25 protein-coding genes and 4 tRNA genes are annotated in these 22,596 nt (G+C 69.6%); 11 read left to right on the top strand and 18 right to left on the bottom strand.

Features of this window, described 5'->3' with window-relative positions; translation table 11 throughout:
• Positions 1-135: 135 nt before the first annotated feature.
• Together OP04_RS31550 and OP04_RS54910 are read right to left on the bottom strand one after the other, a co-directional pair.
• On the bottom strand, positions 136-618 hold the full coding sequence (locus tag OP04_RS31550; RefSeq protein ID WP_033343521.1) for a RidA family protein: 483 nt from the start codon (positions 616-618) through the stop codon (positions 136-138).
• A gap of 2 nt (positions 619-620) precedes the next feature.
• The gene (locus OP04_RS54910) at positions 621-776 is read right to left on the bottom strand and encodes a hypothetical protein (RefSeq protein ID WP_198154048.1); all 156 of its coding nucleotides are present in this window, start codon (positions 774-776) and stop codon (positions 621-623) included.
• A 130-nt stretch (positions 777-906) separates the two neighbouring features.
• On the opposite strand from OP04_RS54910, the gene OP04_RS31545 reads away from it, so the two are divergent.
• Genes OP04_RS31545 through OP04_RS31535 form a run of 3 tightly spaced genes read left to right on the top strand, consistent with a single transcriptional unit; the run spans position 907 to position 3,549 of the window.
• Entirely contained in the window at positions 907-1,452 is a 546-nt protein-coding gene (locus OP04_RS31545; RefSeq protein WP_157240637.1) for an Rv0361 family membrane protein, read from the top strand.
• The gene (locus OP04_RS31540; protein ID WP_033343520.1) at positions 1,421-2,398 is read left to right on the top strand and encodes an ArsA family ATPase; all 978 of its coding nucleotides are present in this window, start codon (positions 1,421-1,423) and stop codon (positions 2,396-2,398) included. Before OP04_RS31545 ends, OP04_RS31540 begins: the two co-directional genes overlap by 32 nt.
• 23 nt (positions 2,399-2,421) lie before the next feature.
• The gene (locus OP04_RS31535; protein ID WP_033343519.1) at positions 2,422-3,549 is read left to right on the top strand and encodes an ArsA family ATPase; all 1,128 of its coding nucleotides are present in this window, start codon (positions 2,422-2,424) and stop codon (positions 3,547-3,549) included.
• Between the two features lie 151 nt (positions 3,550-3,700).
• Here the strand turns inward: OP04_RS31535 and OP04_RS31530 are convergent, their stop codons facing one another.
• Positions 3,701-4,009 (bottom strand): WhiB family transcriptional regulator, encoded by a 309-nt coding sequence (locus tag OP04_RS31530; protein ID WP_033343518.1) that lies wholly within the window; start codon positions 4,007-4,009, stop codon positions 3,701-3,703.
• Between the two features lie 492 nt (positions 4,010-4,501).
• Between OP04_RS31530 and OP04_RS31525 the strand changes: the two genes are divergently transcribed.
• The gene (locus OP04_RS31525; RefSeq protein WP_033343605.1) at positions 4,502-6,925 is read left to right on the top strand and encodes a transglycosylase domain-containing protein; all 2,424 of its coding nucleotides are present in this window, start codon (positions 4,502-4,504) and stop codon (positions 6,923-6,925) included.
• A 68-nt stretch (positions 6,926-6,993) separates the two neighbouring features.
• Here the strand turns inward: OP04_RS31525 and OP04_RS31520 are convergent, their stop codons facing one another.
• Entirely contained in the window at positions 6,994-7,443 is a 450-nt protein-coding gene (locus OP04_RS31520; protein ID WP_033343517.1) for a GatB/YqeY domain-containing protein, read from the bottom strand.
• 25 nt (positions 7,444-7,468) lie between these two features.
• On the opposite strand from OP04_RS31520, the gene OP04_RS31515 reads away from it, so the two are divergent.
• The 3 genes from OP04_RS31515 (at position 7,469) to OP04_RS31505 (ending at position 8,955) form a co-directional block, all read left to right on the top strand.
• Complete coding sequence (locus tag OP04_RS31515) at positions 7,469-8,362, top strand: metallophosphoesterase (protein WP_033343516.1); 894 nt, start codon at positions 7,469-7,471, stop codon at positions 8,360-8,362.
• 73 nt (positions 8,363-8,435) lie between these two features.
• A tRNA-Pro gene (locus OP04_RS31510) sits at positions 8,436-8,509 on the top strand.
• 167 nt (positions 8,510-8,676) lie between these two features.
• Positions 8,677-8,955, top strand: a complete 279-nt coding sequence (locus tag OP04_RS31505) for a cell division protein SepF (protein ID WP_085066900.1) — start codon at positions 8,677-8,679, stop codon at positions 8,953-8,955.
• Here the strand turns inward: OP04_RS31505 and OP04_RS31500 are convergent.
• The 11 genes from OP04_RS31500 to OP04_RS31450 all read right to left on the bottom strand — a co-directional run bounded on the left by OP04_RS31500 (position 8,938) and on the right by OP04_RS31450 (position 19,292).
• Positions 8,938-9,552 (bottom strand): hypothetical protein, encoded by a 615-nt coding sequence (locus OP04_RS31500; RefSeq protein WP_033343515.1) that lies wholly within the window; start codon positions 9,550-9,552, stop codon positions 8,938-8,940. The genes OP04_RS31505 and OP04_RS31500 overlap by 18 nt on opposite strands.
• Before the next feature lie 66 nt (positions 9,553-9,618).
• Positions 9,619-9,798, bottom strand: a complete 180-nt coding sequence (locus tag OP04_RS31495; RefSeq protein WP_157240635.1) for a hypothetical protein — start codon at positions 9,796-9,798, stop codon at positions 9,619-9,621.
• Positions 9,799-9,819: 21 nt separating this feature from the next.
• Positions 9,820-10,836, bottom strand: a complete 1,017-nt coding sequence (locus OP04_RS31490) for a DNA polymerase III subunit beta family protein (RefSeq protein ID WP_033343513.1) — start codon at positions 10,834-10,836, stop codon at positions 9,820-9,822.
• Positions 10,837-10,901: 65 nt separating this feature from the next.
• A complete protein-coding gene (locus tag OP04_RS31485) occupies positions 10,902-11,324 on the bottom strand; it encodes a VOC family protein (RefSeq protein ID WP_033343512.1) in 423 nt (140 codons plus the stop codon).
• Between the two features lie 21 nt (positions 11,325-11,345).
• Positions 11,346-11,585: a hypothetical protein gene (locus OP04_RS31480; RefSeq protein WP_033343511.1), complete on the bottom strand. Its 240-nt coding sequence runs from the start codon at positions 11,583-11,585 to the stop codon at positions 11,346-11,348.
• A 60-nt stretch (positions 11,586-11,645) separates the two neighbouring features.
• Entirely contained in the window at positions 11,646-13,193 is a 1,548-nt protein-coding gene (locus OP04_RS31475) for a glycoside hydrolase family 13 protein (RefSeq protein WP_033343510.1), read from the bottom strand.
• A 26-nt stretch (positions 13,194-13,219) separates the two neighbouring features.
• Positions 13,220-14,089: a carbohydrate ABC transporter permease gene (locus tag OP04_RS31470; protein WP_033343509.1), complete on the bottom strand. Its 870-nt coding sequence runs from the start codon at positions 14,087-14,089 to the stop codon at positions 13,220-13,222.
• Complete coding sequence (locus OP04_RS31465) at positions 14,089-15,030, bottom strand: carbohydrate ABC transporter permease (RefSeq protein WP_051799412.1); 942 nt, start codon at positions 15,028-15,030, stop codon at positions 14,089-14,091. Before OP04_RS31465 ends, OP04_RS31470 begins: the two co-directional genes overlap by 1 nt.
• Before the next feature lie 150 nt (positions 15,031-15,180).
• Positions 15,181-16,521, bottom strand: a complete 1,341-nt coding sequence (locus tag OP04_RS31460) for an ABC transporter substrate-binding protein (RefSeq protein WP_232323807.1) — start codon at positions 16,519-16,521, stop codon at positions 15,181-15,183.
• A gap of 312 nt (positions 16,522-16,833) precedes the next feature.
• On the bottom strand, positions 16,834-17,841 hold the full coding sequence (locus OP04_RS31455; RefSeq protein WP_033343507.1) for a LacI family DNA-binding transcriptional regulator: 1,008 nt from the start codon (positions 17,839-17,841) through the stop codon (positions 16,834-16,836).
• Positions 17,842-17,927: 86 nt separating this feature from the next.
• Positions 17,928-19,292 carry a dihydrolipoyl dehydrogenase family protein gene (locus OP04_RS31450; RefSeq protein WP_033343602.1) on the bottom strand — a complete coding sequence of 455 codons (1,365 nt, stop codon included), beginning with the start codon at positions 19,290-19,292 and terminating at the stop codon, positions 17,928-17,930.
• A gap of 73 nt (positions 19,293-19,365) precedes the next feature.
• Between OP04_RS31450 and OP04_RS31445 the strand changes: the two genes are divergently transcribed.
• The 4 genes from OP04_RS31445 (at position 19,366) to OP04_RS31430 (ending at position 22,138) form a co-directional block, all read left to right on the top strand.
• Positions 19,366-20,613 carry a serine hydrolase domain-containing protein gene (locus OP04_RS31445; RefSeq protein ID WP_035086939.1) on the top strand — a complete coding sequence of 416 codons (1,248 nt, stop codon included), beginning with the start codon at positions 19,366-19,368 and terminating at the stop codon, positions 20,611-20,613.
• 296 nt (positions 20,614-20,909) lie between these two features.
• Complete coding sequence (locus OP04_RS31440) at positions 20,910-21,161, top strand: hypothetical protein (RefSeq protein ID WP_033343505.1); 252 nt, start codon at positions 20,910-20,912, stop codon at positions 21,159-21,161.
• Positions 21,151-21,450 (top strand): hypothetical protein, encoded by a 300-nt coding sequence (locus OP04_RS31435; RefSeq protein WP_033343504.1) that lies wholly within the window; start codon positions 21,151-21,153, stop codon positions 21,448-21,450. The genes OP04_RS31440 and OP04_RS31435 overlap by 11 nt, the downstream gene beginning before the upstream one ends.
• 1 nt (position 21,451) lies before the next feature.
• The gene (locus tag OP04_RS31430) at positions 21,452-22,138 is read left to right on the top strand and encodes an HAD family hydrolase (RefSeq protein ID WP_033343503.1); all 687 of its coding nucleotides are present in this window, start codon (positions 21,452-21,454) and stop codon (positions 22,136-22,138) included.
• A 73-nt stretch (positions 22,139-22,211) separates the two neighbouring features.
• Here OP04_RS31430 and OP04_RS31425 read toward each other — a convergent pair.
• From OP04_RS31425 to OP04_RS31415, 3 genes are all read right to left on the bottom strand, one after another.
• Positions 22,212-22,285, bottom strand: a tRNA-Phe gene (locus OP04_RS31425).
• Positions 22,286-22,325: 40 nt separating this feature from the next.
• Positions 22,326-22,402: transfer RNA gene (locus OP04_RS31420), tRNA-Asp, on the bottom strand.
• Between the two features lie 51 nt (positions 22,403-22,453).
• Positions 22,454-22,526 (bottom strand) — tRNA-Glu (locus OP04_RS31415).
• Between the last annotated feature and the right edge of the window lie 70 nt (positions 22,527-22,596).

The raw sequence follows: 22,596 nt of genomic DNA, 5'->3' as shown, positions 1-22,596 counted from the left end.
GCGGGGAGCCGGTGCGAGGCCAGGCGACGTGCATGCCTGGCCTCGTGCTCTGCGCTCACGACGTGGTCACGTCCGCGGCGGGCCGGGAGAAACGTCCGAGGGCGTCGCCGGCTGAGATCGGCCCCGCGGCCCGGGTCAGGCCGTGAGTTCGACGATGACCTCGACCTCGACCGGCGCGCCCAGCGGCAGCTCGGCCACGCCGACCGCACTGCGGGCGTGCCGGCCCGACTCGCCGAACACGGCCCCGAACAGCTCGGACGCGCCGTTGATCACGGCCGGCTGGCCGGTGAAGCCCGGCGCGGACGCGACGAAGCCGGTCACCTTGACGATCTTGCCGACCCGGCCGAGGCCGACCAGCGCCTCGATCGCGCCGAGCGCGTTGAGCGCGCACTGGCGGGCCAGCGGCGCCGCGTCGTCGGCGGAGACCTCGGCGCCGACCTTGCCGGTCGCCGGGAGCTTGCCGTCGACGAACGGCAGCTGGCCGGAGACGTAGACGTGGTTGCCGGACTGCACGGCCGGCACGTACGCGGCGACCGGCGGCACGACCTCGGGCAGCACCAGGCCGAGCTGCGCGAGATTGGCGTACGGGTCGACCGGACCCAGGATCGGCTCGGTCATCGTTACTCCTTCGGGCGCTTCAGGTAGGCCACCAGCTGCTCCGGGTTCGGCCCCGGAACGACCGCCACGAGCTCCCAGCCGTCGTCACCCCAGTTGTCGAGGATCTGCTTCGTGGCGTGGGTCAGCAGTGGCACGGTCGAGTACTCCCACTTCTGCATGGTCGACAGCCTAGAGGCTGAGCCGTACCGCGTCGCCGAGCCCCGCAGGACCGCTCCGGTTACGCTGGCCGACGGCGTCGCTGACGCCCGGTGAAGCGCGACCCGCCGCACTCCGACCGGAGGAAGTGAGATGACGACCCCGCCAGACGGTTCGTACCCTCAGGAGGGTTTCGGTCCTGCTCCTGCCCCTCCGCAGGAGGGGATCGGCCCCGCCCCAGAAAAGCCGGCCCGGCGCCGGCCCACGGTCCTGATCGCCTCGATCGTGCTGGCCGTGGTGGTCGTGCTGTGCGGCGGCGGCGGTCTCGGCGCGTTCCTGTTGCTGCGGTCCGTCGAGTCCGGGACCGGCGCACCGGAACCGGTGCAGGCGGTGGACAGCTTCCTGACCGCGGTCTACGCGGACAAGAACACCGGTGAGGTCGCGCAGTACGTCTGCGCGGACAGCCGGGACAGCGCGGACATCGACGCCAAGATCAACGAGGTCCGGGGGTACGCGGAGCAGTACCAGGACCCCAAGTTCGACTGGACCGCGCCGCAGGTGTCGGACCAGAACGACGCGACGGCCACGGTGACCACCACGGTGACACTGGTCACCGCGGACGAGAAGACCGCCGACCAGGCACTGACCTTCACGGTCGTGGAGAACAATGGGTGGTGGGTCTGCGAGGTCAAGGGGTGAGCATGTGACGGTGGACTGGTCAGCGCGCCTCCACGTGGTCACCGGCAAGGGCGGCACCGGCAAGACGAGCGTGGCCGCCTCGCTGGCGCTCGCGCTCGCCCGGGACGGCAACCGCACGCTGCTGGTCGAGGTGGAGGGCCGGCAGGGCATCGCGCAGCTGTTCGGGCTGGACCCGTTGCCGTACGAGGAGCGCCGGATCGCCACCGCCCCGGGCGGCGGCGAGGTGCGCGCGCTGGCGGTGGACGCCGAGGCCGCGCTGCTGGAGTACCTCGACATGTTCTACAAGCTCGGTGCCGCGGGCCGGGCGCTGCGCAAGGTGGGCGCGATCGACTTCGCCACCACCATCGCGCCCGGCCTGCGGGACGTGCTGCTCACCGGCAAGGCCAAGGAGGCCACCACCCGGTCGGTGAACGGGCGCCGGGCGTACCACGCGGTGGTGGTGGACGCGCCGCCCACCGGCCGGATCGGCCGGTTCCTGAACGTGACGGCCGAGACCGCGCGGCTGGCCAAGATGGGCCCGATCAAGACGCAGTCGGACGGCGTGGCCGCGCTGCTGCGCTCGCCGATCACGTCGGTGCACGTGGTGACGCTCCTGGAGGAGATGCCGGTCCAAGAGACGCTGGACGCGATCATGGAGCTGGAGCAGCTCGGCATCCCGGTCGGCAACGTCATCGTCAACAACGCGCGGCCGCCGCTGCTGGCCGGCGGCCGGCCCACCCAGGCGGAGCTGCGGCGCGGGCTGGCCGCGGCCGGACTGCCGACGGACCGGGCGACCGTGGCCGGGCTGCACGCGGAGGCGAAGGGCTACCTGGCCCGGCGCGAGCTGGAGGATTCGCTGCGCGCGGAGCTGGCCGAGCTGGACCGTCCGCTGATCGAGCTGCCGCAACTGCCGGGCGGCATCACGCGCCACGGGCTGGACGTGCTCGCCGACACCCTGCTGCGCTAGGCCGGGGCCGTTAGGCTCGAAACGTGTCCGCTGATCTCGACGTCGACGCGATTCTCGCCGATCCCGGCTCCCGCATCATCGTGTGCTGCGGTGCCGGCGGGGTCGGCAAGACCACGACCGCGGCCGCGGTGGCGCTGCGCGCGGCGGAGCGCCACGGCCGCCGCACGGTCGTGCTGACCATCGACCCGGCGAAGCGCCTGGCCCAGTCGCTCGGCCTCTCCGAACTCGACAACACGCCCCGGCAGGTCAAGGGCATCGACACCGAGGCGACCGGCGGCGAGCTGCACGCCATGATGCTGGACATGAAGCGCACGTTCGACGACGTGGTGCTCGCGCACACGGACCCGCAGCGTGCGCAGGAGATCTTCGCGAACCCGTTCTACGCGGCCATGAGCTCGACGTTCTCCGGCACGCAGGAGTACATGGCGATGGAGAAGCTGGGCCAGCTGCGCGCGCGCGACGAGTGGGACCTGATCGTGGTGGACACGCCGCCGTCGAGGTCCGCGCTGGACTTCCTGGACGCGCCGGCCCGGCTGGCCCGGTTCCTGGACGGCAAGATGCTGCGGCTGCTGCTGGCCCCGGCCAAGGCCGGCGGCAAGAGCGTGTTCAGCCTGGTCACGGCCTCGTTCGGGGTGTTCTCCCGGGTCGTGCAGAAGGTGCTGGGCGCGCAGCTGCTGACCGACCTGTCCGGGTTCGTGGCGGCACTGGACTCGATGTTCGGCGGGTTCCGGCAGCGCGCCGAGCAGACCTACCGGATCCTGCAGGACAAGGAGACCGCGTTCCTGCTGGTGGCCGCGCCGGAACCGGACGCGATCCGGGAGGCGGCCTACTTCGCGCAGCGGCTGCGCGAAGACCGGATGCCGCTGGCCGGCCTGGTGCTCAACCGCATGCACGCGTCGTCCGCGCCCGGTCTCTCCGCCGCGGACAGCCTGGCCGCGGCCGAGGCGCTGGCGGAGTCCGGGGAGAGCCCGGCCACGGTGGACGCGCTGCGCATCCACGCGGCGCTGACCGAGCAGGCGGAGCGGGAGCAGCGGGTGGCGGCGCGGTTCACCACCTCGTTCCCGACCGTGCCGACCGTGGTGGTGATGGCACAGCCGGCGGACGTGCACGACGTCGACGGGCTGCGCAGCATCGGCGAGGCGCTCGCCTGATCCTGGTCGAGGCGCCATCCCCCGGCGGGAATGACGCCTCGATCAGTGAGCCTTTTTCAACGTGGTCCCAACCCGTGTGCGCCCGTCCCGTCGACTCCTGCGATGCGCCGACCCGCTCGCCAGGCTGAAAATTGCTCAGTGAGTGTGGGGCCTAGCCCGCGTGCACGAGCACGTTGGCGCGGCTCTTGTCCTGTTCACGGAGGGCGGCCTCGAACATTTTCCGCCAGCTCGCCACGTGCGGGTGCCGGCGCAGCAGCGCGCGCCGTTCCCGCTCGGTCATTCCTCCCCATACGCCGAATTCGATGCGGTTGTCGAGCGCGTCCGCCAGGCATTCGTTACGGACCGGGCAGCCGCGGCAGATCCTCTTCGCCACGTTCTGCTCGGCGCCCTGCACGAAGAGCGCGTCGGGATCGCCGTTCTGACACGCCGCCATGGTCGGCCAGTCGCTGATCATCCCCATCTGTGCACGTCCCCCCAAGCTGTACCGCCGCCGACCCGTTTCCCCCGGTCGCGGCACGTGTCCCCTTGCCGGTTCGTCCCGACCGGCCACCAGATCCCCCGGTCACTCCGCGCTATCCTTGCGGCACGAAGAGTGACATTCGATCTCCGGAACATCATGCTCCGTAGTTAGGCGATTACGCAACGTTGTCTGTTAAATCGACCAGGTCGGACACATCGCCCTCTTCACCCGATATCTCGATATTTATCGATCAGTTGCTTATGCGGCTTGAGATGCGCCCCGGGCGGATTTGCGCAAACGGCGTCACCGGCGGCCGAGAGCAGGCACACTGATGCGGGGAGAGCAGCCGCACGCCACGGGTCGTGCGACCTGCACAACGATTCCGGCCGACAACGAGACGTGCTCTCGATCGGTCATTTTTCGGCCTCGCGAGCCATACCGGACAGAACCGACAATATGCGCTATTCGTCGTAGCCTGTCCTGGTGAGCTGGATCAGGAAACGCGATGACACCGTCTTTTCCGGCGCGGCCTCATTGGGCATTTGCGGCCTGCTCGCGGGCATCGTCGTGGCCGCGGCCGCGTTCCCGGCGGTGGCGATGTCCGGCCTGGCCGCGAAGGCCGGCGCCGAGACGTTCGACCGCCTGCCGAACGAGCTGATCGTCCGCCGCGCGCCGCAGAACACCTATCTCTACGCGTCGGACAACCGCACGCTGGTCGCGATGATCTACGACGAGAACCGGAAAGACGTCGAGATCAACGACATTCCGCCCGTCATGCGAAACGCCATCATCGCGGCCGAGGACCACAACTTCTACCGGCACAACGGCGTCGACATGAAGGGCATCGCGCGCGCGTTCGTGAACAACAAGTCCGGCGCCGCGCAACAGGGAGCCTCCACGCTCACCATGCAGTACGTGCGGATGGCGATCTCCTACTCCGCCACCCACCCGGCCGACGTCGTCCGCGCCACAGAGGACACCAGCGCCCGGAAACTGCGCGAGATGCGCTACGCGATGCAGGTCGAGAAGGAACTGTCCAAGGACCAGATCCTCGAGCGGTACCTGAACATCGCGCCGTTCGGCAACGGCGCCTACGGCGTCTGGGCCGCCAGCCAGGTCTACTTCAGCCGCCAGCCGAAGGATCTGAGCACGGAACAGGCCGCGATGCTGGCCGGCATGGTGAAAGCGCCGTCCGCGTTCGACCCGACCACGGCCACCGGCCACCCGCTCGCGCTCACCCGGCGCAACTACGTCATCGACAACATGGCGGAGATCGGCGCGGTCACCCCGGCCGAGGCGATCCGCGCCAAGGCCGCGGAACTGGCCGTCAACGGCACCCGCACGCCGAACGGCTGCGTCAGCGCGTCCGAGAACATCTGGGCGTTCTTCTGCGACTACGTCTACCGCTGGTGGATGGAACAGGACGCGTTCGGCGACAGCCCGTACGACCGCGAGCGCCGGCTGAAGAGCGGCGGCTACCGCATCGTCACCTCGATGGACGTGAAAACGCAGGAGGCCGCGCGGAAGAACGTCCACAAGCGCGCGGCCGACGACAACCGCAACGCCATCATGGTCGCGGCCGTGCAGCCCGGGACCGGCCGTGTACGCGCGCTCGCGGTCAACCGCGTCTACAAGAACGACGACGCGCACAACCGGCCGAACAGCGACCCGGCCAAGCGCCGCGCCGGGCTGCGGGGCACCTACCCGAGCACCACGAACCCGATCATCACCGGCAGCAAGGACGTGCCCGGATATCAGGCCGGCTCGGTGTTCAAGATGTTCACCCTGGTCGCGGCGCTGGAGAAGGGCTACCCGCTCAGCTACTCGATCTACGCGCCGGAGACCTACCAGTCGAGCTACATCGTCAGCGCGTCCAGCCCGGCGGCCTGCGCCGGGCGCGCGCTCTACTGCCCGAAGAACGCGGTCAAGAGCATGGCCGGCACGCACAACATGTGGAGCGCGTTCGGCCAGTCCGTGAACACCTACTTCATCCCGCTGCAGGAACGCGTGGGCGCGCAGAACGCGGTGGACGTGGCCAAGCGGCTCGGCATCCGGTTCCGCGCCGAGAACGACGCCCGGTTCGCCGGCGACGAGGACGCGTCCGCACAGTGGGGTGCGTTCTCGCTCGGCGTCTCCTCCACCACGCCGCTGGACCTGGCCACCGCGTACGCCACGCTCGCCGCGGACGGCCGTCACTGCGAACCGATCCCGGTCATCGAGATCCGCCAGGAAGGCAAGCCGCTCCCGGCAGCCGAGCCGCGCTGCAACCAGGCCGTGGACCGGGAGGTCGCCCGCGCCGCGATCGACGCGGCCCGGTGCCCGGTCGGCGACCGGTCCGAGACGTCCCGCTGCCGGGGCGGCACGTCCACGGCCACGCGCCGAGCCGTGGGCAAGCCGGTCGCCGGCAAGTCCGGCACCACGGACGGGGAACGCACCGCCACGTTCGTCGTCACCACCAAGCAGCTCACGGTGGCCGGCATGGTCGCGGACACGGACAACGCCAACACCACCATGCGCGGCGGCGGGGACGGCTGGGGCGACCCGCACAACCAGGCGGTCAACCCGGCCGTCTACCAGACGCTCGCGGACGCGATGGACGGCGTGGAGGCCAAGGAGTTCACGCCACCGAGCCAGAAGATGCTCGCCGGCAAGCTGGTCAGCATCCCGAACGTGCGCTGCAACTCCGAACCCGACGCGCGCACCCGACTGGTCGCGCGCGGCTTCGAGGTGCAGATCGCGGCCGGGCGCCTCGACTCGCACTGCCCGGCCGGCACGGTCGCGGCCACGGAGCCGGGCGGCAGCACCATCGAGGGCGGCATGGTCGTGCTCAGACTCAGCACCGGCCGGGCACCACGCCCGGTCACGCCGACCGCGTCGCCGTCAGCGTCGGCTCCGGCGCCCCCACCGGCCCGCTGACCGGCTCCACGGAGAACAGAATCGCGCCGACGGGACGTACCCTCGGCGCGATTCTGTGCTCTTGATCTTTAAACGCCCAGCTGGCGGCGGACCTCGGCGGCGATCCGGCCGCCCTCGGCACGACCCGCGACCGCGGTCTTCGCCGACTTCATCGCGGCCCCCATCGCGGCCTTGCCGCTCAGCCCGGCCAGCGCCTCCGCGACGATCCCGGCCAGCTCGTCGTCGCTGAGCTGGGTCGGCAGGTAGCGGTCCAGGATCTCGCCCTCGGCCCGCTCCTTCGCCGCGGAGTCGGCACGGCCCGCGTCCGCGAAGGCCTGCGCCGACTCGCGACGCTTCTTGGCCTCCTTGGTCAGCACCGCGAGCACCTCGTCGTCCGCGAGATCCCGCTTCGTCGTGCCGGCGACCTCGGCCGTGCCCACCGCGGCCAGCGCCAGGCGCAGCGTCGACGTGGTCAGCTCGTCGCGGGACTTCATGGCGGTGTGCAGGTCATCGTTAAGGCGGTCCTTGAGCGTACCCATGGGCAGTGAAACTACCCTTGGTGTCATGCGGAAGCGCACCCTTTTCAGTCTGGCCGCCGGCACGGTCGCCGCCGGAGCCGCCACCCTCGCCTACGCCTCGCTCGTCGAACGCAACATGTTCACGCTGCGACGGTTCGACGTGCCCGTCCTGGCGCCCGATGCCGAGCCGCTGCGCATCCTGCACATCTCGGATCTGCACATGATGCCCGAGCAGCGTCGCAAGCAGCGCTGGGTCGCCGCGCTCGCCGCCACCGACCCCGACCTGGTCGTGGTCACCGGCGACAACATGGCCGACCCCGCCGCCGTGCCCGGAGTCCTCCGCGCGCTGCAGCCGCTGCTCGACCTGCCCGGCGCGTTCGTCTTCGGCTCCAACGACTACCGCGGCCCCGTCTTCAAGAACCCGTTCAGCTATTTCAACCCCGATCGGGAGTACGTCCAAGGCGCCGAACTGCCCGCCGACGAGCTCCGCCAAGTCCTGGTGGACGCCGGCTGGAACGACCTCAACAACGCCCGCACCACCATCAAGGCCGGCGGCCGCGTCATCGAGCTGGTCGGCGTCGACGACCCGCACGTCGACCGCGACGACTACCCGCTGGTCGCCGGCGCCGTCTCCTCCGCCGCGGACCTGCACGTGGCGCTGACGCACAGCCCCGAGCCGCCGCTGCTCGACCTGATGGCCGCGGACGGCTTCGACCTGCTGCTGGCCGGCCACACCCACGGCGGCCAGGTCTGCGTCCCGTTCTACGGCGCGCTGGTCACCAACTGCGGCCTGCCCCGCAGCATGGTCAAGGGCCTCCACCGCTGGCCCGGCTCCGACTCCTGGCTCCACGTCTCCGCCGGCCTGGGCACCCACCCGACCGCACCCGTGCGTTTCGCGTGCCCGCCCGAGGCTTCACTGCTGACGCTGATCCCGCGCTGAGCTGCGGAAACACGCGGAGGGGGATACCGATTTCACCTGGGGGGCGCGGTCGGATAGTATTTGATCCGCACCCCGGGGTATGGCGCAGCTTGGTAGCGCGCCTCGTTCGGGACGAGGAGGTCGTCGGTTCAAATCCGGCTACCCCGACCGGGAGTTAGTGCAGGTCAGGGCCTGTCTTCCAGACGGAAGACGGGCCCTGATTTCATTCCTGGCGCCCGCTGGGGAGATTCTGGGGAGACACACCGCGTGAATCGCCGGTGGACAATCCGCTTAACTGGGCTTGACGAGGGGATTCTCTCCGCGAGACTGGACAAATGGTCAAGACGCTGCGCCCGCAGAGTTACAACGAGGTGTTCTACGTCGGGCATTACTTCCGCGAGGGGATCGCGGTCGTGATGGACCTGACCAGCCTGACCGACGAAGAGGCCACGCCGCTGGTGGACTTCGCGGCCGGCCTCATCGTGGGGCGGGGCGGTGAGATGGAGCGGCTCGCCCCGAAGATCTTTCTGCTGCGGCCGCCCGGCATGACCGAGTCCGACCTGCCGCACTACCCGGTGCTGACGACCGGGCCGATCTCACGCGGCGGGCTGTAGGCCGGTCTCGGTCTGGCCGCAGGCGCGCTGCACGGCCCGCCAGTGGTTCTCCATGTCCGAGGCGAGGTCCTTCACCCGCGGCGCGTTGTCCTGGCGCTCCTCCGGCGAAAGGTTCTTGAACTCCTCGCCGAGCCGCAGCGCGCTGTCCGCGTCCGTGGTCAGGTTCGTGACCGCGTCCCGCAGGTCGCCGTCGAGAACGAGCAGCCGGGCGTACCCCCTGGTGGTGTCGATCTCGTCCTTCAGCTCCTCGACGTTCTGCGACTCGGTGGTGGCGGCGGTGGTGGCGACCGTGGCCTTCGCATTGTTCGCCTGCACCGCCGGCGTGCCGGCCGCGGGGGTGCCGGCGGACGCGGACGCGATGTCGCCGCACACCTCACGCTTGGCGAACTCGTTCGCGCCGAACGCGAGACCGAACCCGAGCATCACCACCGCGACCAGCCCGACCACGATCGGCCCGGCCACGGAACGGCTCGGCTCCGGCGCCCACGCGGCCGCCGGCGGCGGGGAGGCAGGGCCCCGGCCCGGGGAGTAGTACGCGTTGGTCATCTGCTCGTACGGGTTCTCCGAGGGAGCGCCGGCCGGCTGCTCGGTCGTCATATGGCGGGTCACAATCGTCTTGGGGGACGGGAGACGCCTGCTCCATCGGCACCCGCCCGTCCACCCTTAGAACTCCCCGCCCGCAACGAACCCGTTCCGCGTCTCGATCAGCTTCCGCAGGTACCGCCCGACGATCCGCTCTCCGGAACGCGCCATCGACGCCGTGTGCACCCCGACGTCCGAGGATCGATCAAAAACCTGATCAACCCGCGCGGGTACGACCGTGAGCACCTCGAACCTCGTCACACCGCCCACGGTCGGCCGGTGTCAGAGGCGGACCGGCATCAGGACGGTGAAGGAGCCGGGGCTGCGGAGGGCCAGGGGCATGATGGGGCCGTCGAGTTCGAGGACGAGCTGGCCGGGGGTGCCGGCGTCCAGTGCGGCCAGCAGGAACTCGCGGTTGACGGCGATCCGGTGCGGGGCGGACGGGTCGCCGACGCCGAGCGTGCCGGAGGCGTCCGTGGTCAGGACCAGGATCGGGGCGTTCTCGTGCAGCACGGTCGGGGCGGCGGCGACCTCGCGGCGCAGCGTGGTGGCGTCCACGGTCAGGCGCAGCGGCTCGCCGGCCTTGACCGCGAGCGCGCGCCGGTAGTCCGGGTAGTCGCCGGGGATCGGGACGCCGCTCAGTTCGTGGCCGCCGGCCGCCACCGCGATCGTGTCCGCGGTCAGCGTGAGCGTGACCTGGCTGTCCGCGGCGAGCAGCGGGACCAGCGCGTCGACCAGCGGCAGCGGCGCGATCACGCCGAGGTCGGGGCCGGTGAGGCCGAGGACGGGGACGTCCGCGACGGCCATCCGGTACCGGTCGGTGGCGACCAGCCGCAGCCCGCCGTCGGAGATCTCGACGAAGACACCGGCGAGCGCGGGCAGGTCGGGATCGGTCCCGGCCGCATATCGGACGGCGGCCACCGCGTCTCGCAACGACACCGAAGAAACGGTCAGAACAGCCATGAAAGCCTCCACCGGAACGGGGGTCGCACCGTCGATCAGACGGTGAATCCGGGAGAGTTCACGCCGGGCGTCCGCCAGACCGCCCTCGAGGCGCGCCAGGTGCGCGTCGAGCAGCGCGTGCACGGCCGGCCGGTCGTCGCGCCGGTCCAGCACGGCGGTGATCTGGGGCAGCGGCATCCCGACCCGGCGCAGGCCCGCGACCAGGCGCGCGGCCGGGATCTGCGCGACCGCGTACCGCCGGTAGCCGTTGCGCGGGTCGACGAACACGGGCACCAGCACGCCGGCCCCGTCGTAGAACCGCAGCGCGCTGATGGTCAGGCCGGTAGCCCGCGCCATGTCCCCGATGCCTACGGATGCACTCTCCACGAGCGGAAACCCTCGTCCCTCGACCTGGTGGAGGGTCAAGCCACGCAGAACTCGTTGCCCTCCGGGTCGGCCATCGTGACCCAGCTGTGCGGGCCCTGGCTGCCACGCCACAGGAAGGTCGCGCCGCGCGCGGTGAGCCGCTCGACCTCGGCCTCGCGCTTCTCGTCGCCGACGCGCACGTCGAAGTGCATCCGGTTCTTCACGGTCTTCGCCTCGGGCACGGTCTGGAACAGCACCCGGAGACCGCTTGTCGGGTGCGTGATCGCCGCCCCCGAGGCCCAGACCAGGGAATCTCTGTAGACCCTGGTCTCGGCCTCGGTGGCGTACCCCTGATCGATCATGGATGTGATGAATGCGGCGTCCTGCGGTTCGACGGTCCAGCCGAGCGTCTCCGCCCACCAGTCGGCCTGGGTGTGCGGGTCAGCGCTGTCGATCGCCACCTGGAAGTCGTATGTCATACCCCGGATCGTAGGAGACGATTACGCCTCTTCTGCCGCTTCCGTGTGGTCCGGCTGCTCCGCGAGCAGCGTGAACTTGAACTCGGTGGTGTGCGAGTCGGGGTCCTCCTCGGAGGTGACCGTGTACGACTCGACCCGCACGCCGAGCCCGAGCGTGTCCGCGGCCGTCAAGGCCTCGGTCAGTTCCTGCACGGTGTGGAAGTAGGCGGTGTAGATCTCGCCGGGCTCGGCGCTTTCCTCGAGGACAGCTTCGGTCGTCATGTCGGCCGAGCCTAGATCCAAAACGGGCCGCGCGCAGGGTAGCGACGCGGCCCGCACCCCCTAAAGAGCGAGCCAGACCGTGGTGTCCGGCGGCAGGAGACCGTCGTCGAGCGGCCCGCTGGCGAGCAGCACGGTGCCGGTGAAGGGCACCGCGGCCGCCGACAGGTTGGCGATGCACGCGAATCCGTCGCCGCGCTGGAAGGCCAGCACGTCCGGGTCGGAGTCGATCCACGCCAGCGACCCGGCTGGAATAGACCTGCGATAAGACAGCGCCGACCGATAGAGCGACAGCATCGACGCCGGGTCTGCCTGCTGCACGGCCACGGTCCGGTCCTTCCACGCGCGCGGCTGCGGCAGCCACGGCGCGCCGGCACCGAACCCGAACGGCGGCTCCTCGCCGGACCACGGCAGCGGCACGCGGCAGCCGTCACGTCCGGGGTCGCGGTGCCCGGAGCGGTGCCACATCGGGTCCTGCCGCAGCTCCGGCGGGATGTCCTCGTTCTCCTCCAGGCCCAGCTCCTCGCCCTGGTAGACGTAGGCGGCGCCGGGCAGCGCCAGGCTGAGCAGCGCGGCCGCCCGCGCCCGGACCGTGCCGAGCCGCAGGTCGGTGGGCGTGCCCTCGCGCTTGGCCGCGAAGCTGAAACCGGTTTCCTCCCGGCCGTACCGGGTGACCGGCCGGGTCACGTCGTGGTTGGAGATCACCCAGGTCGCGACCGCGCCGAGCGGCTCGTGCACGCGGATGGTGTCCTCGATGACCTCGCGCAGCCGGGCCGGGTCCCACGGGCTGCAGAGGAAGTCGAGGTTGAACGCGGAGTGCATCTCGTCCGGCCGCAGATAGCGGGCGAACCGCTCCGGTGAGGGCAGCCACACCTCGCCGATCAGCGTCCGGTCGCCCTCGTAGGAGTCGATCACCCGGCGCCACTCCCGGTACACCTCGTGCACCTCGTCGCGATCGTGGAACGGGTGCGGTTCGCCGTCGACGACCGGCGGCAGCGCAGGATCCTTGATCAGCAGCGCGGCCGAGTCGACCCGGAAGCCGTCCACGCCGCGGTCCAGCCAGAACCGCAGGATGTCCAGGTGCTCCTCGCGTACCCGCGGATGGTTCCAGTTGAGATCCGGCTGCGCCTTGTCGAAGAGGTGCAGGTACCAGGCACCGTCCTCGGTCTGGGTCCAGGTCGTCCCGCCGAACTCCCCCTCCCAGTCGGTCGGCCGCTCCTTCGACGTGCGGAACCAGAACAGCTCCCGCTCCGGCGCGTCGGGAGACGCGAGCGCCGCCTGGAACCACGGATGCGCGGACGACACGTGGTTCGGCACGATGTCGATAATGATCTTGATTCCGTGCGCGTGCGCCTCCGAGATCAGCGTCTCCGCCTCCGCGAGCGTCCCGAAGATCGGCTCGATGTTCCGGTAGTCGGCGACGTCGTAACCGGCGTCGGCCTGCGGCGACGGATACCAGGGGCTGAACCAGATCGCGTCCACCCCCAGGTCGACGAGGTGGTCCAGGTGGGCGCGTACGCCCGCCAGGTCACCGATGCCGTCTCCGTTGCCGTCCGCGAAGCTGCGCGGGTAGACCTGATAGATCACCGCGTCGCGCCACCATGTGCTCACAGGTCACCTCTCCGAAACAAGATCCATCAACCCTTCATCGCGCCGGCCGACAGTCCCCCGATAATGCTGCGCTGGAAGATCAGGAAGATCACGACCATCGGGATACTGGCGATCACCAGGCCGGCGAGCATCATGTTCAGCGGCACCTGACTGGTCAGCGACAGCCGGGACAGCGCCACGCTCAGCGTCTGCGCGGCCGGGGCCGGGAGCACCAGCAGCGGCCAGAGGAAGTCCTTCCAGATCCCGATGATCGCGAAGATCGAGACCACGCCGAGCACCGGCCGGGACAGCGGCAGCACCACGGACCACAGCACGCGCAGCCGGCCCGCGCCGTCGATCGCGGCCGCGTCCAGCAGGTCGTTCGGGATCTGGTCGAAGAACCGCTTGAGCACGTAGATGTTGAACGCGTTCGCGACCGCGGGCAGCCACAGCGCCCACGGCGTGTTCAGCAGGTTCACGCCGAGCAGCGGCACGTCCGTCACGGTCAGGTAGGCCGGGATCAGCAGCGCGGACGCGGGCAGCATCAGGCTGGCCAGCATGCCGCCGAGGATGACGTTGCCCAGGACCGGCCGCAGCTTGGACAGCGCGTAGGCCACCGCCACGTCCAGGACCAGCACGAACAGCCAGCCGCCGAACGCGTAGAACACGGTGTTGCCGAAGTAGCGCGCGATCTCCATCCGGTTCCACGCATCCGCATATGCCGAAGGATGGAAGCTCTCCGGAATGAACGTGGGAATCGGCTGGGCCAGCTCGACCGGCGATTTCAGCGCGCCGGTCACCATCCAGTAGATGGGGAACACGAACGCCAGCGTGAACAGGATCGTCACGCCGCCGAGCACCGCGAAGTACAGCGCCCGGTGGCGGCGGATCTCCGTCTCCGAAATCAGCGTGCGCATCAGGACTCCTGGCTTCGGGTGAGTCGCAGATAGACGGCGGAGAACGCGGCGAGCACCACGAACAGCGTCACGCTCATGGCCGCGGCCAGGCCGAAGTCGTTGTTCACCGTGAACGCGTACCGGTAGATCAGCACCATCACCGTGATCGTGTCCGGATTCGTGGTGCCGGTCAGCTGATAGGGCTCGATGAAGACCTGCATGGTCGCGATGACCTGCAACAGCAGCAGCACCAGCATCAGGAAGCGCAACTGCGGGATCGTCACGTGCCGCAGCCGCTGCCAGAGCGACGCGCCGTCCAGCTCGGCCGCCTCGTAGAGCTCGCCCGGAATGCCCTGCAGACCCGCGAGGTACATCAGCGTCGCGCCGCCCAGGTTCGCCCACGTCGAGACCAGGACCAGGGAGAACAGCGCGGTGCTCGGCGACTGCGTCCACTGCGAGGTGGGCAGCCCGACCGCGTCGAGCACGGTGTTGAACAGGCCGTTGCCCGGGTCGTAGAAATAGCGCCAGAGCAGCACGACCACGATCGGCGGCAGCATCACCGGCAGATAGACCGCGACCCGGAAGAAGCCCTTCAGGTGCCGCAGCTCGTTCAGCAGAATCGCCAGGAACAACGGCACCAGATAGCCGAAGACCAGCGCGAAACCGGTGAAGACCAGCGTGTTCTTCCACGCGGTCCAGAACAGCGGATCCTCGAACAGCGCGGTGTAGTTCTCCGTGCCCACCCAATACGGGTCGGTCACGAAGTTGTCCTGCTGGAAACTCAGGACGATGCCCCGGACCAGCGGGTACCAGGAGAACAGCGCGAAACACGCGAGCCCGCCGGCCATGAACGCATAGGCCAGCAGATTGTCGCCGATCGCCCTTCTCAGGCGTCCGCTTCGCGATCGCTTCCGGGGGTCGGGAGGCGTCTCCGTCCGGGCCGGAGCCGACAGGACCGCCATGGTGGTCACCCTTTCAAAGATCAAAGGCCTTCAGCGGTACGCCGTCGTGGCGCGACGGCCTTCGTGCGAGGCGGTCGGCGCCGGAGTTCCGGTGCGCCGTTCCCGCCGCGCGGAGGCGGGGCCGCCGGTCTCCCGACGGCCCCGTGTCCGCTACTTGACCGACGCCAGGATCTGGTTGACCTGCGTCTCCGCGTCCGCGAGCAGCGCGTCCACATTCGCGTTGCGGTCGGTCAGCACCTTCTGCATGGCCACGTCCAGCACCGCGTAGACCTGCTGCGCGTTCGGCGGCTCCAGCTTCACCGGGATGCTCGGCATCGCGGCCTTGAACGGCGCGTAGTTCTCCTGCGGCACGTTCGCGTACTTCGCGTCCGCGGTCGCCTGGACCTGCGCGGCCTCACCGGTGAAGATCGCCGGCTCCGGCAGCCCGACCGGCAGCTTGTTGTCGACGTTCCACTTGTTCTCCGCCTCGAACCGCTCCGCGCTGGTGAACCAGAACGAGAGCCACTTCAGACCGGCCCGGATCTTCGCGGGCGAGGCCTTGGCGTTGAACATGTAGCCCTCGCCGCCGCCGAGCGTGCCGGCACCGCCGGGGATCGGGCCGAGCCCGTACGTCTCGTACTTCCCCTGGTACTGGTTGACGATGGTCGGGATGTTGTCGGCGGTCGCCACGTACATACCGAGCTTGCCCGAGCCCATCATCTGCAGCAGGTCGGCCCACTCGAGCAGCTGCTTCTCGCCCATCGAGTTGTCCGTCCAGCGCATGTCCTTGAGCTGCTGGAGCACCTGCTTGCCCTGCGGTCCGTTGAACGCGGCCTTCCACGTGCCGCCCTCGTTGACCGCGACCTCGCCACCGAGCGAGTAGATCTCCGTGGTGAAGTGCCAGCCGCCGGTGTTGCTCTTCGAGTAGTCGCCGTAGCCCACGTGCCCGTCGCCGAGCGCGGCGATCTTCTTGGCCGCCTCACGCACCTCGGCCCAGGTCTTCGGCGGCGTCGCCGGGTCCAGCCCGGCCTTGGTGAACAGCTCCCGGTTGTAGAGCAGGCCCATCGAGTAGTTCTTGTACGGCAGCCCGTACGTGCCGCCCTTGTCGTCCTGGAAGACCCGCAGCACCTCCGGCTTGATCTGTGCCGCGACCGGAACGTCACTCAGGTATTTGCTGATGTCCGCGACCTGGCGCTTCGCGATCAGGTTCGCCGGGTCGGTGAAGTAGACGTAGAAGACGTCCTCCAACTGGCCACCGGCCAGCTTGGCGGCGAACGTCTGCGGGTCCATCTTGCCCTCGCGAGGGTCAAGGTCGATGTCGGGATTCGCCTTCTCGAACTCGGCCACGTTGTCGAGAAAACGCTGGTGGTTGGCGGCCTCGGTGGCCGGCGGCAGGCCATTGATCACCAGGGTGACCTTGCCGCCCTCCTCCGTGTCGTCGTCTCCGGCGCCGCACGCGGCGGTCCCGAAGCCAAGCCCGACGACAAGCAGGAGCCCGAGAGTCGTCCGCATCCGATGTGTGCCCATGGGAACGGACCCCTTCCTGGGGTGAAGTGTCATTCGAAAAGTGGTGGTGCCATCACGCCGTGTTTCGTGTCGATGACGATACAAACACCAACCGTTGACCGCAAGAACTGCACAACATCAAGAAATTTTCCGACGGGTACGAGTCAGGGCGCACAAAACGGCCCAAGGTCGACAGACCTTGGGCCGTTTGCGGTGTTCGTGGCCGATCTCGGCGGAGGGACGTTCAGGAGTGGTCCCGGACGCTCCGCAGCTGGCCGCAGGCGTTCCAGCGCCGGTCGCGGCTGCTCCGGGGGCGGGTCAGGCGCGCGGCACCGGCGCGGTCGAGCTCCGGACCACCAGCTCCGGCTCGAAGAGCAACTCGTCCACGGAGATCTCCGCGCCGTCGATCTGCTGCACCAGCAGCTCCACCGCGGACTGCCCCATCGCCTCGATCGGCTGCCGCACCGTGGTGAGCGGCGGATCCACGCTGTTCATCAGCGCGGAGTCGTCGAACCCGACCACGGACACGTCCTGCGGCACCCGCAGCCCCAGCCGGCGCACGGCCCGGACCGCACCCAGCGCCAGCACGTCGCTCGCACACAGAATGCCGGTGACGCCCTGCTTGACCAGCTTCGCCGCGGCGGCGCGCCCACCCTCGGTGGAGAAGCTCGACCGCTCCACGTCCAGCCGGACCCGGCCCTCGTGCGCCGCGACCGCGGACTCGGCCGCGGCCAGCTTCCGGCGCGACGGCACGTGGTCCGCGGGCCCGAGCAGCGCGCCGACCCGGGTGTGGCCCAGCGAGACCAGGTGCGCGAGGCCCTGCTCGACCGCCTCCGCGTCATCCGTGGAGACCAGCGGGAAGCCCAGCCCGTCCACGCCCGCGTTGACCAGCACGGCCGGCAGACCGCGGTCGGTCAGCTTCTTGTAGTGCTCGTGCGACGCGTCCGCCATCGCGTAGTTGCCGCCGGCGAAGATGATGCCGGAGACCTGGTGCTCCAGCAGCATGTCCAGGAACTCGACCTCGGAGACGCCGCCGATCGTGCGCGCGCACAGCACCGGCGAGAACCCGCGCTGCACCAGCGCGCCGGTCACCGCCTCGGCCAGCGCCGGAAATATCGGATTCTGCAGCTCCGGCAGCACCAGGCCGACCAGCCGGGCACGCTCGCCGCGCAGTTTCGTCGGGCGTTCGTAACCCAGCACGTCCAGCGCGGTCAGCACCGCGGTGCGGGTCGCCTCGGAGACGCCCTCCCGCCCGTTCAGCACGCGGCTGACGGTGGCCTCGCTGACGCCGGCCTTCTTCGCCACCTCGGTCAGTCGTCTCGTCACGCACGCAATGCTACGTGGCCATTTACGAAAGAACCGAACCGAGATATGTCGTCTGACGGAAAGTCGGCGTCAGCAAGACGGCAGAATCAGTCAAGAGCCTTGACAGCGTCCAAAATCGCCCGGTGGAACGTCGGATACGCGTAGATCATGTGCCGCAGCGTCGCCACCGGCACCTCGCCGTGCACCGCGACCGCCAGCCCGCTCAGCACCTCGCCGCCGGTCACACCCGCGGACGTGGCGCCGACCAGCACACCCCGGTCCACGTCCTCGACCACCTTGATCACGCCCGCGTTGCCCGGCCCGTGCACGTACCCGCGCGACGACGCGGACACGTCCGCCACACCGACCCGCACGTTCAGGCCGCGCTCCCGGGCCTGACGCTCGGTCAGGCCCACGGCGCCGACCTCCGGATCCGTGAACGTCACCCGCGACAACGCCCGGTAGTCCGCGCCCGGACCGCCCTCGCCCAGAATGTCCCGCACCGCGATGTCCGCCTGGTACATCGCCATGTGCGTGAACCCGCCCCGGCCGGTGACGTCGCCGATCGCCCACACGTTCTCGCCCGCGCGCATCCGGTCGTCCACCTCCAGGAACCGGCCGGACGTGTCCACCCCGGCCTCCTCCAGGCCCAGCCCGCCCAGCACCGCCCGGCGGCCCAGCGCCACCAGCAGCTTCACGGCCGAGACCTGGGAGCCGTCGGACAGCGTCACCGTGAAGCCGGCCCCGTCGTGGGCGACGTGCTCTGCCCGTACCCCCGTGTGGATGTTGACGTTGTCGGCCCGCAGGGCCGTCTCCACCACCGCACCGGCCTCCGGCTCCTCCGCCGCCAGCAGCCGGTCGGCACCCTCCACGACGGTCACCTGCACGCCGAAGCGCGCGAACACCTGGGCGAACTCGACGCCGATCGCACCGCCGCCCAGGATCACCAGCGACGGCGGCAGCTGCTCGACCTCGACCGCCTCCCGGTTCGTCCAGAAGGGAGTGCCGGCCAGCCCGTCGATCGGCGGCACCGCCGGCGTCGTCCCGGTCGCCACGATGATGCCGCGCTGCGCGATGTACTCGTTGTGGCCGACCCGCACCCGGTTCGGCCCGGTGATCAGCGCGGTGCCACGCTCGAACCGCCCGCCCTTGCTGGTGAACCGGTCCACCGCCACCTTGTCGTTCCAGGTGTCGGTCGCCTCCTCGCGGATCCGCTTCGCCACCGGCGCCCAGTCCGCCGTCACGGTCGCACGCCCGGCCAGCTGCGCCACCCGGCGCGCCTCCACCAGCGCGTTCCCCGCGCGAATCATCATCTTGGTCGGGATGCACCCGTAGTACGGACACTCACCGCCCACCAGGCGACTCTCGATGCCGACCACGCTGAGACCGGCAGCGGCCAGACGGCCACCCGCCTCCTCACCGCCGACACCGAGCCCGACAACGACCACATCGACCTGCTCCGGCTGCCCCATGCCCGCCAGCATGCCACCCGTGATCGCCGCCGTCTCGTGGCGTCCTGATGGCGTGCTTGTAGCGTTCCCCACCATGGTCCCCTTGCACGGCCACACCTCCTCCGCCTTCACGCCGGTACGCAGCGCGTTCGCCTCCCTGCTGGCCTCCGGCGCGGAGACCGGCGCCGCCCTGACCGTCATCCACGACGGGCGGATCGAGGTCGAGCTGCACGGCGGCTGGCGCGATGCCGCACGCACGGTGCCGTGGACTGCGGACACGCTGGTCGGCGTCTATTCGGCGGGGAAGCCGGTGGCCGCGCTCTGCGTGCTGCTGCTGGTGGCGCGTGGCCAGCTAGATCTGGACGATCCGGTGGCCCGGCACTGGCCGGCCTTCGGCACGGCAGGAAAAACCGCCATCACGGTACGACAGCTGCTGAACCACACGGCCGGGCTTGTCGCGTTCCCGGATGCCGTGCCCGCGGCTGATCCATTCGCCGGCTCCGACGATGCCGTGGCGGGCGCGGCCTCCGCAGGAGACGCGCCGGCACACGCCGCCGCCGGTGGCGCTTTAACGGCGGACCTCGATCGGGCCGCTCTTACGAACGCGACCAATGGGCAGCGCCCCCTCGTGCCCGCGGACCTGGCCGACTGGGACCTGCTCGCCTCCTCGCTGGCCGCCGCCCCGCCCGCCTGGGAGCCCGGCACGGTCGCCGGCGAGTTCGCGCTCACCTACGGCCACCCGCTCGGCGAGCTGATCCAGCGCATCGACGGCCGCACACTCGGTGCCTTCCTCCGCGACGAAATCGCCCTTCCCTGGGGCCTCGACCTGGCCTTCGGCCTTACCCCGTCCCAGATCGCCCGCTGCGCCGACCTGGAGTACGGGGACCCTTCCTGGCCGCTGGCCTCACTGGGCACGCCGGGCAGCTGGCGCTGGAAGGCGCTGTCCACCCCGCCCGGCACCCGCGACCTCGACGTGATCAACGGCCCGCTCTGGCGCACCACCGAGATCCCCGCCGTCAACCTGCACACCACCGCCACCGCCCTGGCCCGCCTCTACGCCAACCTGCTGTCCGGCGGTGCCGGCCTCTTCCCTCCCACACTGGTGGCGGAGGCGACGTCCGCGCAGTACACCGGCTTCGACCTGGTCCTGGACCGCGACGTGACCTGGACCCTCGGCATGCAGCGGGAACCGGACGGCAGCTGGGGCATGGGCGGCATCGGCGGGGGGTGCGCCTTCGCCCACCCCACCCGCCACTACTCCTTCGCCTACACCACCCACCACCTCTCCGACTTCACCCGCGTCGACCACCTCGTCGACGTACTGAACGCACTGATCGACTGATCAGCCGTCTCTGAGTGCCCTACTCAGACCGACACGAACGAAGCACACATTCTCGCCGGGGTCGACCGTCGGTGACATAATCGACTAAGTCGACCGCCGCCTACCGTGTTGGGACCCGCTCGTGCCCCGAACGAGTGATCGCGGGTCGACGGCCGACAATCCAAGCAACATAATCGATCAAGAACATGCAATCCTCACCTGGAGTGCTCCTTATGCCACGTCCGTTAGCTGGTCACCACCATCGACGCTCACGTTCGGCAGCGCCTGATACCCGTCGTCGGCGTTACGCTGGGCGCATGATGACGCTGAGCTTCGAGGTCTCCGACGAGCTCGCCGCCCGCATCCGCGAGGCCGCCGGCAACAAGATGTCCGCCTGGCTCGCTGCGGCGGCCGAGGATGCGCTTCACCGGCCGCAGTTCGACCCGGCGCAGAAGGCCGCGATGCTGGCCGGGGCCACGGATCGCCTGAACGAGCCCTCCCACCCGGACAGCCCCGAGGAGATTCAGGCACGCATAGCGGAGATTCGGGCGCGCCTGAATGCCGGCTGATCCCGCACCGTGGCACCTCGACAAGTTCCTCGAAAAGTTCGACATCTGGGTCGCCGTCGAGGACCCGCCTGACGACCTGCGGCTTCTCGTCTCCGCATGGATCTTCACCCGCTACGACAACCCTTACGCCGGCATGCACCGGGAACCCGGGTTACCAGGCTTGTGGTTCGGCGAGGTCCCCGACTCGAACAATGGCAAGGGCCAGGCAGTCGCCTGCGCGTATTGGGTCGACGAGCGCACTCGAACGGTTCGTTGCGACAGTTTCGCTACCCTCGACACCCCGATCTGAGATGGGACCCATCGCCCGGGAGTACGCCACGCTGCTCGCCAAGGCCCGCGTCATCCTTCTGGACTTCGACGGCCCGGTTTGCAGCGTCTTCGCCCACCACCCAGCGCCCATGATCGCCGCCGAGCTGCGGCAAATCCTCGTCGATCAGGGCGTCCGTCTCCCCGGCAACATCGCGGACGAGCCGGACCCGATGGAGGTGCTGCGCTGGACCGGCAGACTCGGCCGCATCCCGCTGACCCGGACGATCGACCACGCGTTGACGGCCGCAGAACTCACCGCGGTCCGCAGTGCCGAGCCGACACCGTACGCGCGCGAGTTCATCATGGCCGCCCACCAGGCCGGAAAGCGCCTCGCCGTCGTCTCCAACAACTCCGCCGACGCCTGCCGCGCCTACCTCACCGGCCAGCGGCTGCAGCAATACATCGATCCGGTCATCGGCCGGCCCTTTGCCGACACGACCCGGATGAAGCCCAACCCCGGGCCTGTCCTCGCCGCCCTCACCGCCCTGGATGTCAGGCCCGAGGAGTGCATCCTCATCGGCGACTCCACCAGCGACATCGAGGCCGCCCACGCCGCCGGAATCGCCGCGATCGGCTATGCCAACAAGCCGGGCAAGGCCGCCCGCCTCTCCCATGCCGACGCGATTACCTCGGGCATCGATTTGCTGACGGCCGCGGTTGTGCAATGAGTTCGCGGGCAAAATAAAAACGTCGACCTGCGTTTCCGCTGGTCGACGTTCGATAGCCCGGCGAAAGGCTATGTGGCCAGGGGCGGGGTCGAACCGCCGACCTTCCGATTTTCAGTCGGACGCTCGTACCAACTGAGCTACCTGGCCGTAACGCAGAACGCCGCGCTTTCGCACGGCGATTGCTGCGTGGCGGTCCTGACGGGACTTGAACCCGCGACCTCCGCCTTGACAGGGCGGCGAGCACTCCAACTGCTCCACAGGACCTTGCTGTCTTGCTGGTCTAACCTTACAATGCCCCGGCTCGGCCGGTGCACGTGCCCCCAACGGGATTCGAACCCGTGCTACCGCCTTGAAAGGGCGGCGTCCTGGGCCACTAGACGATGAGGGCGGCTCCGCAATCATTGCACACGCTCTGCAGAGCGCTTGCTTTGGCTTGCGGTGTCTTGCTCTCACCGGCC

The organism is Catenuloplanes japonicus, assembly GCF_000717135.1.
GTDB lineage: Bacteria > Actinomycetota > Actinomycetes > Mycobacteriales > Micromonosporaceae > Catenuloplanes > Catenuloplanes japonicus.
The sequence above is the reverse complement of the archived record's forward strand: the minus strand, read 5'-3'. Positions and strand labels throughout refer to the sequence as shown.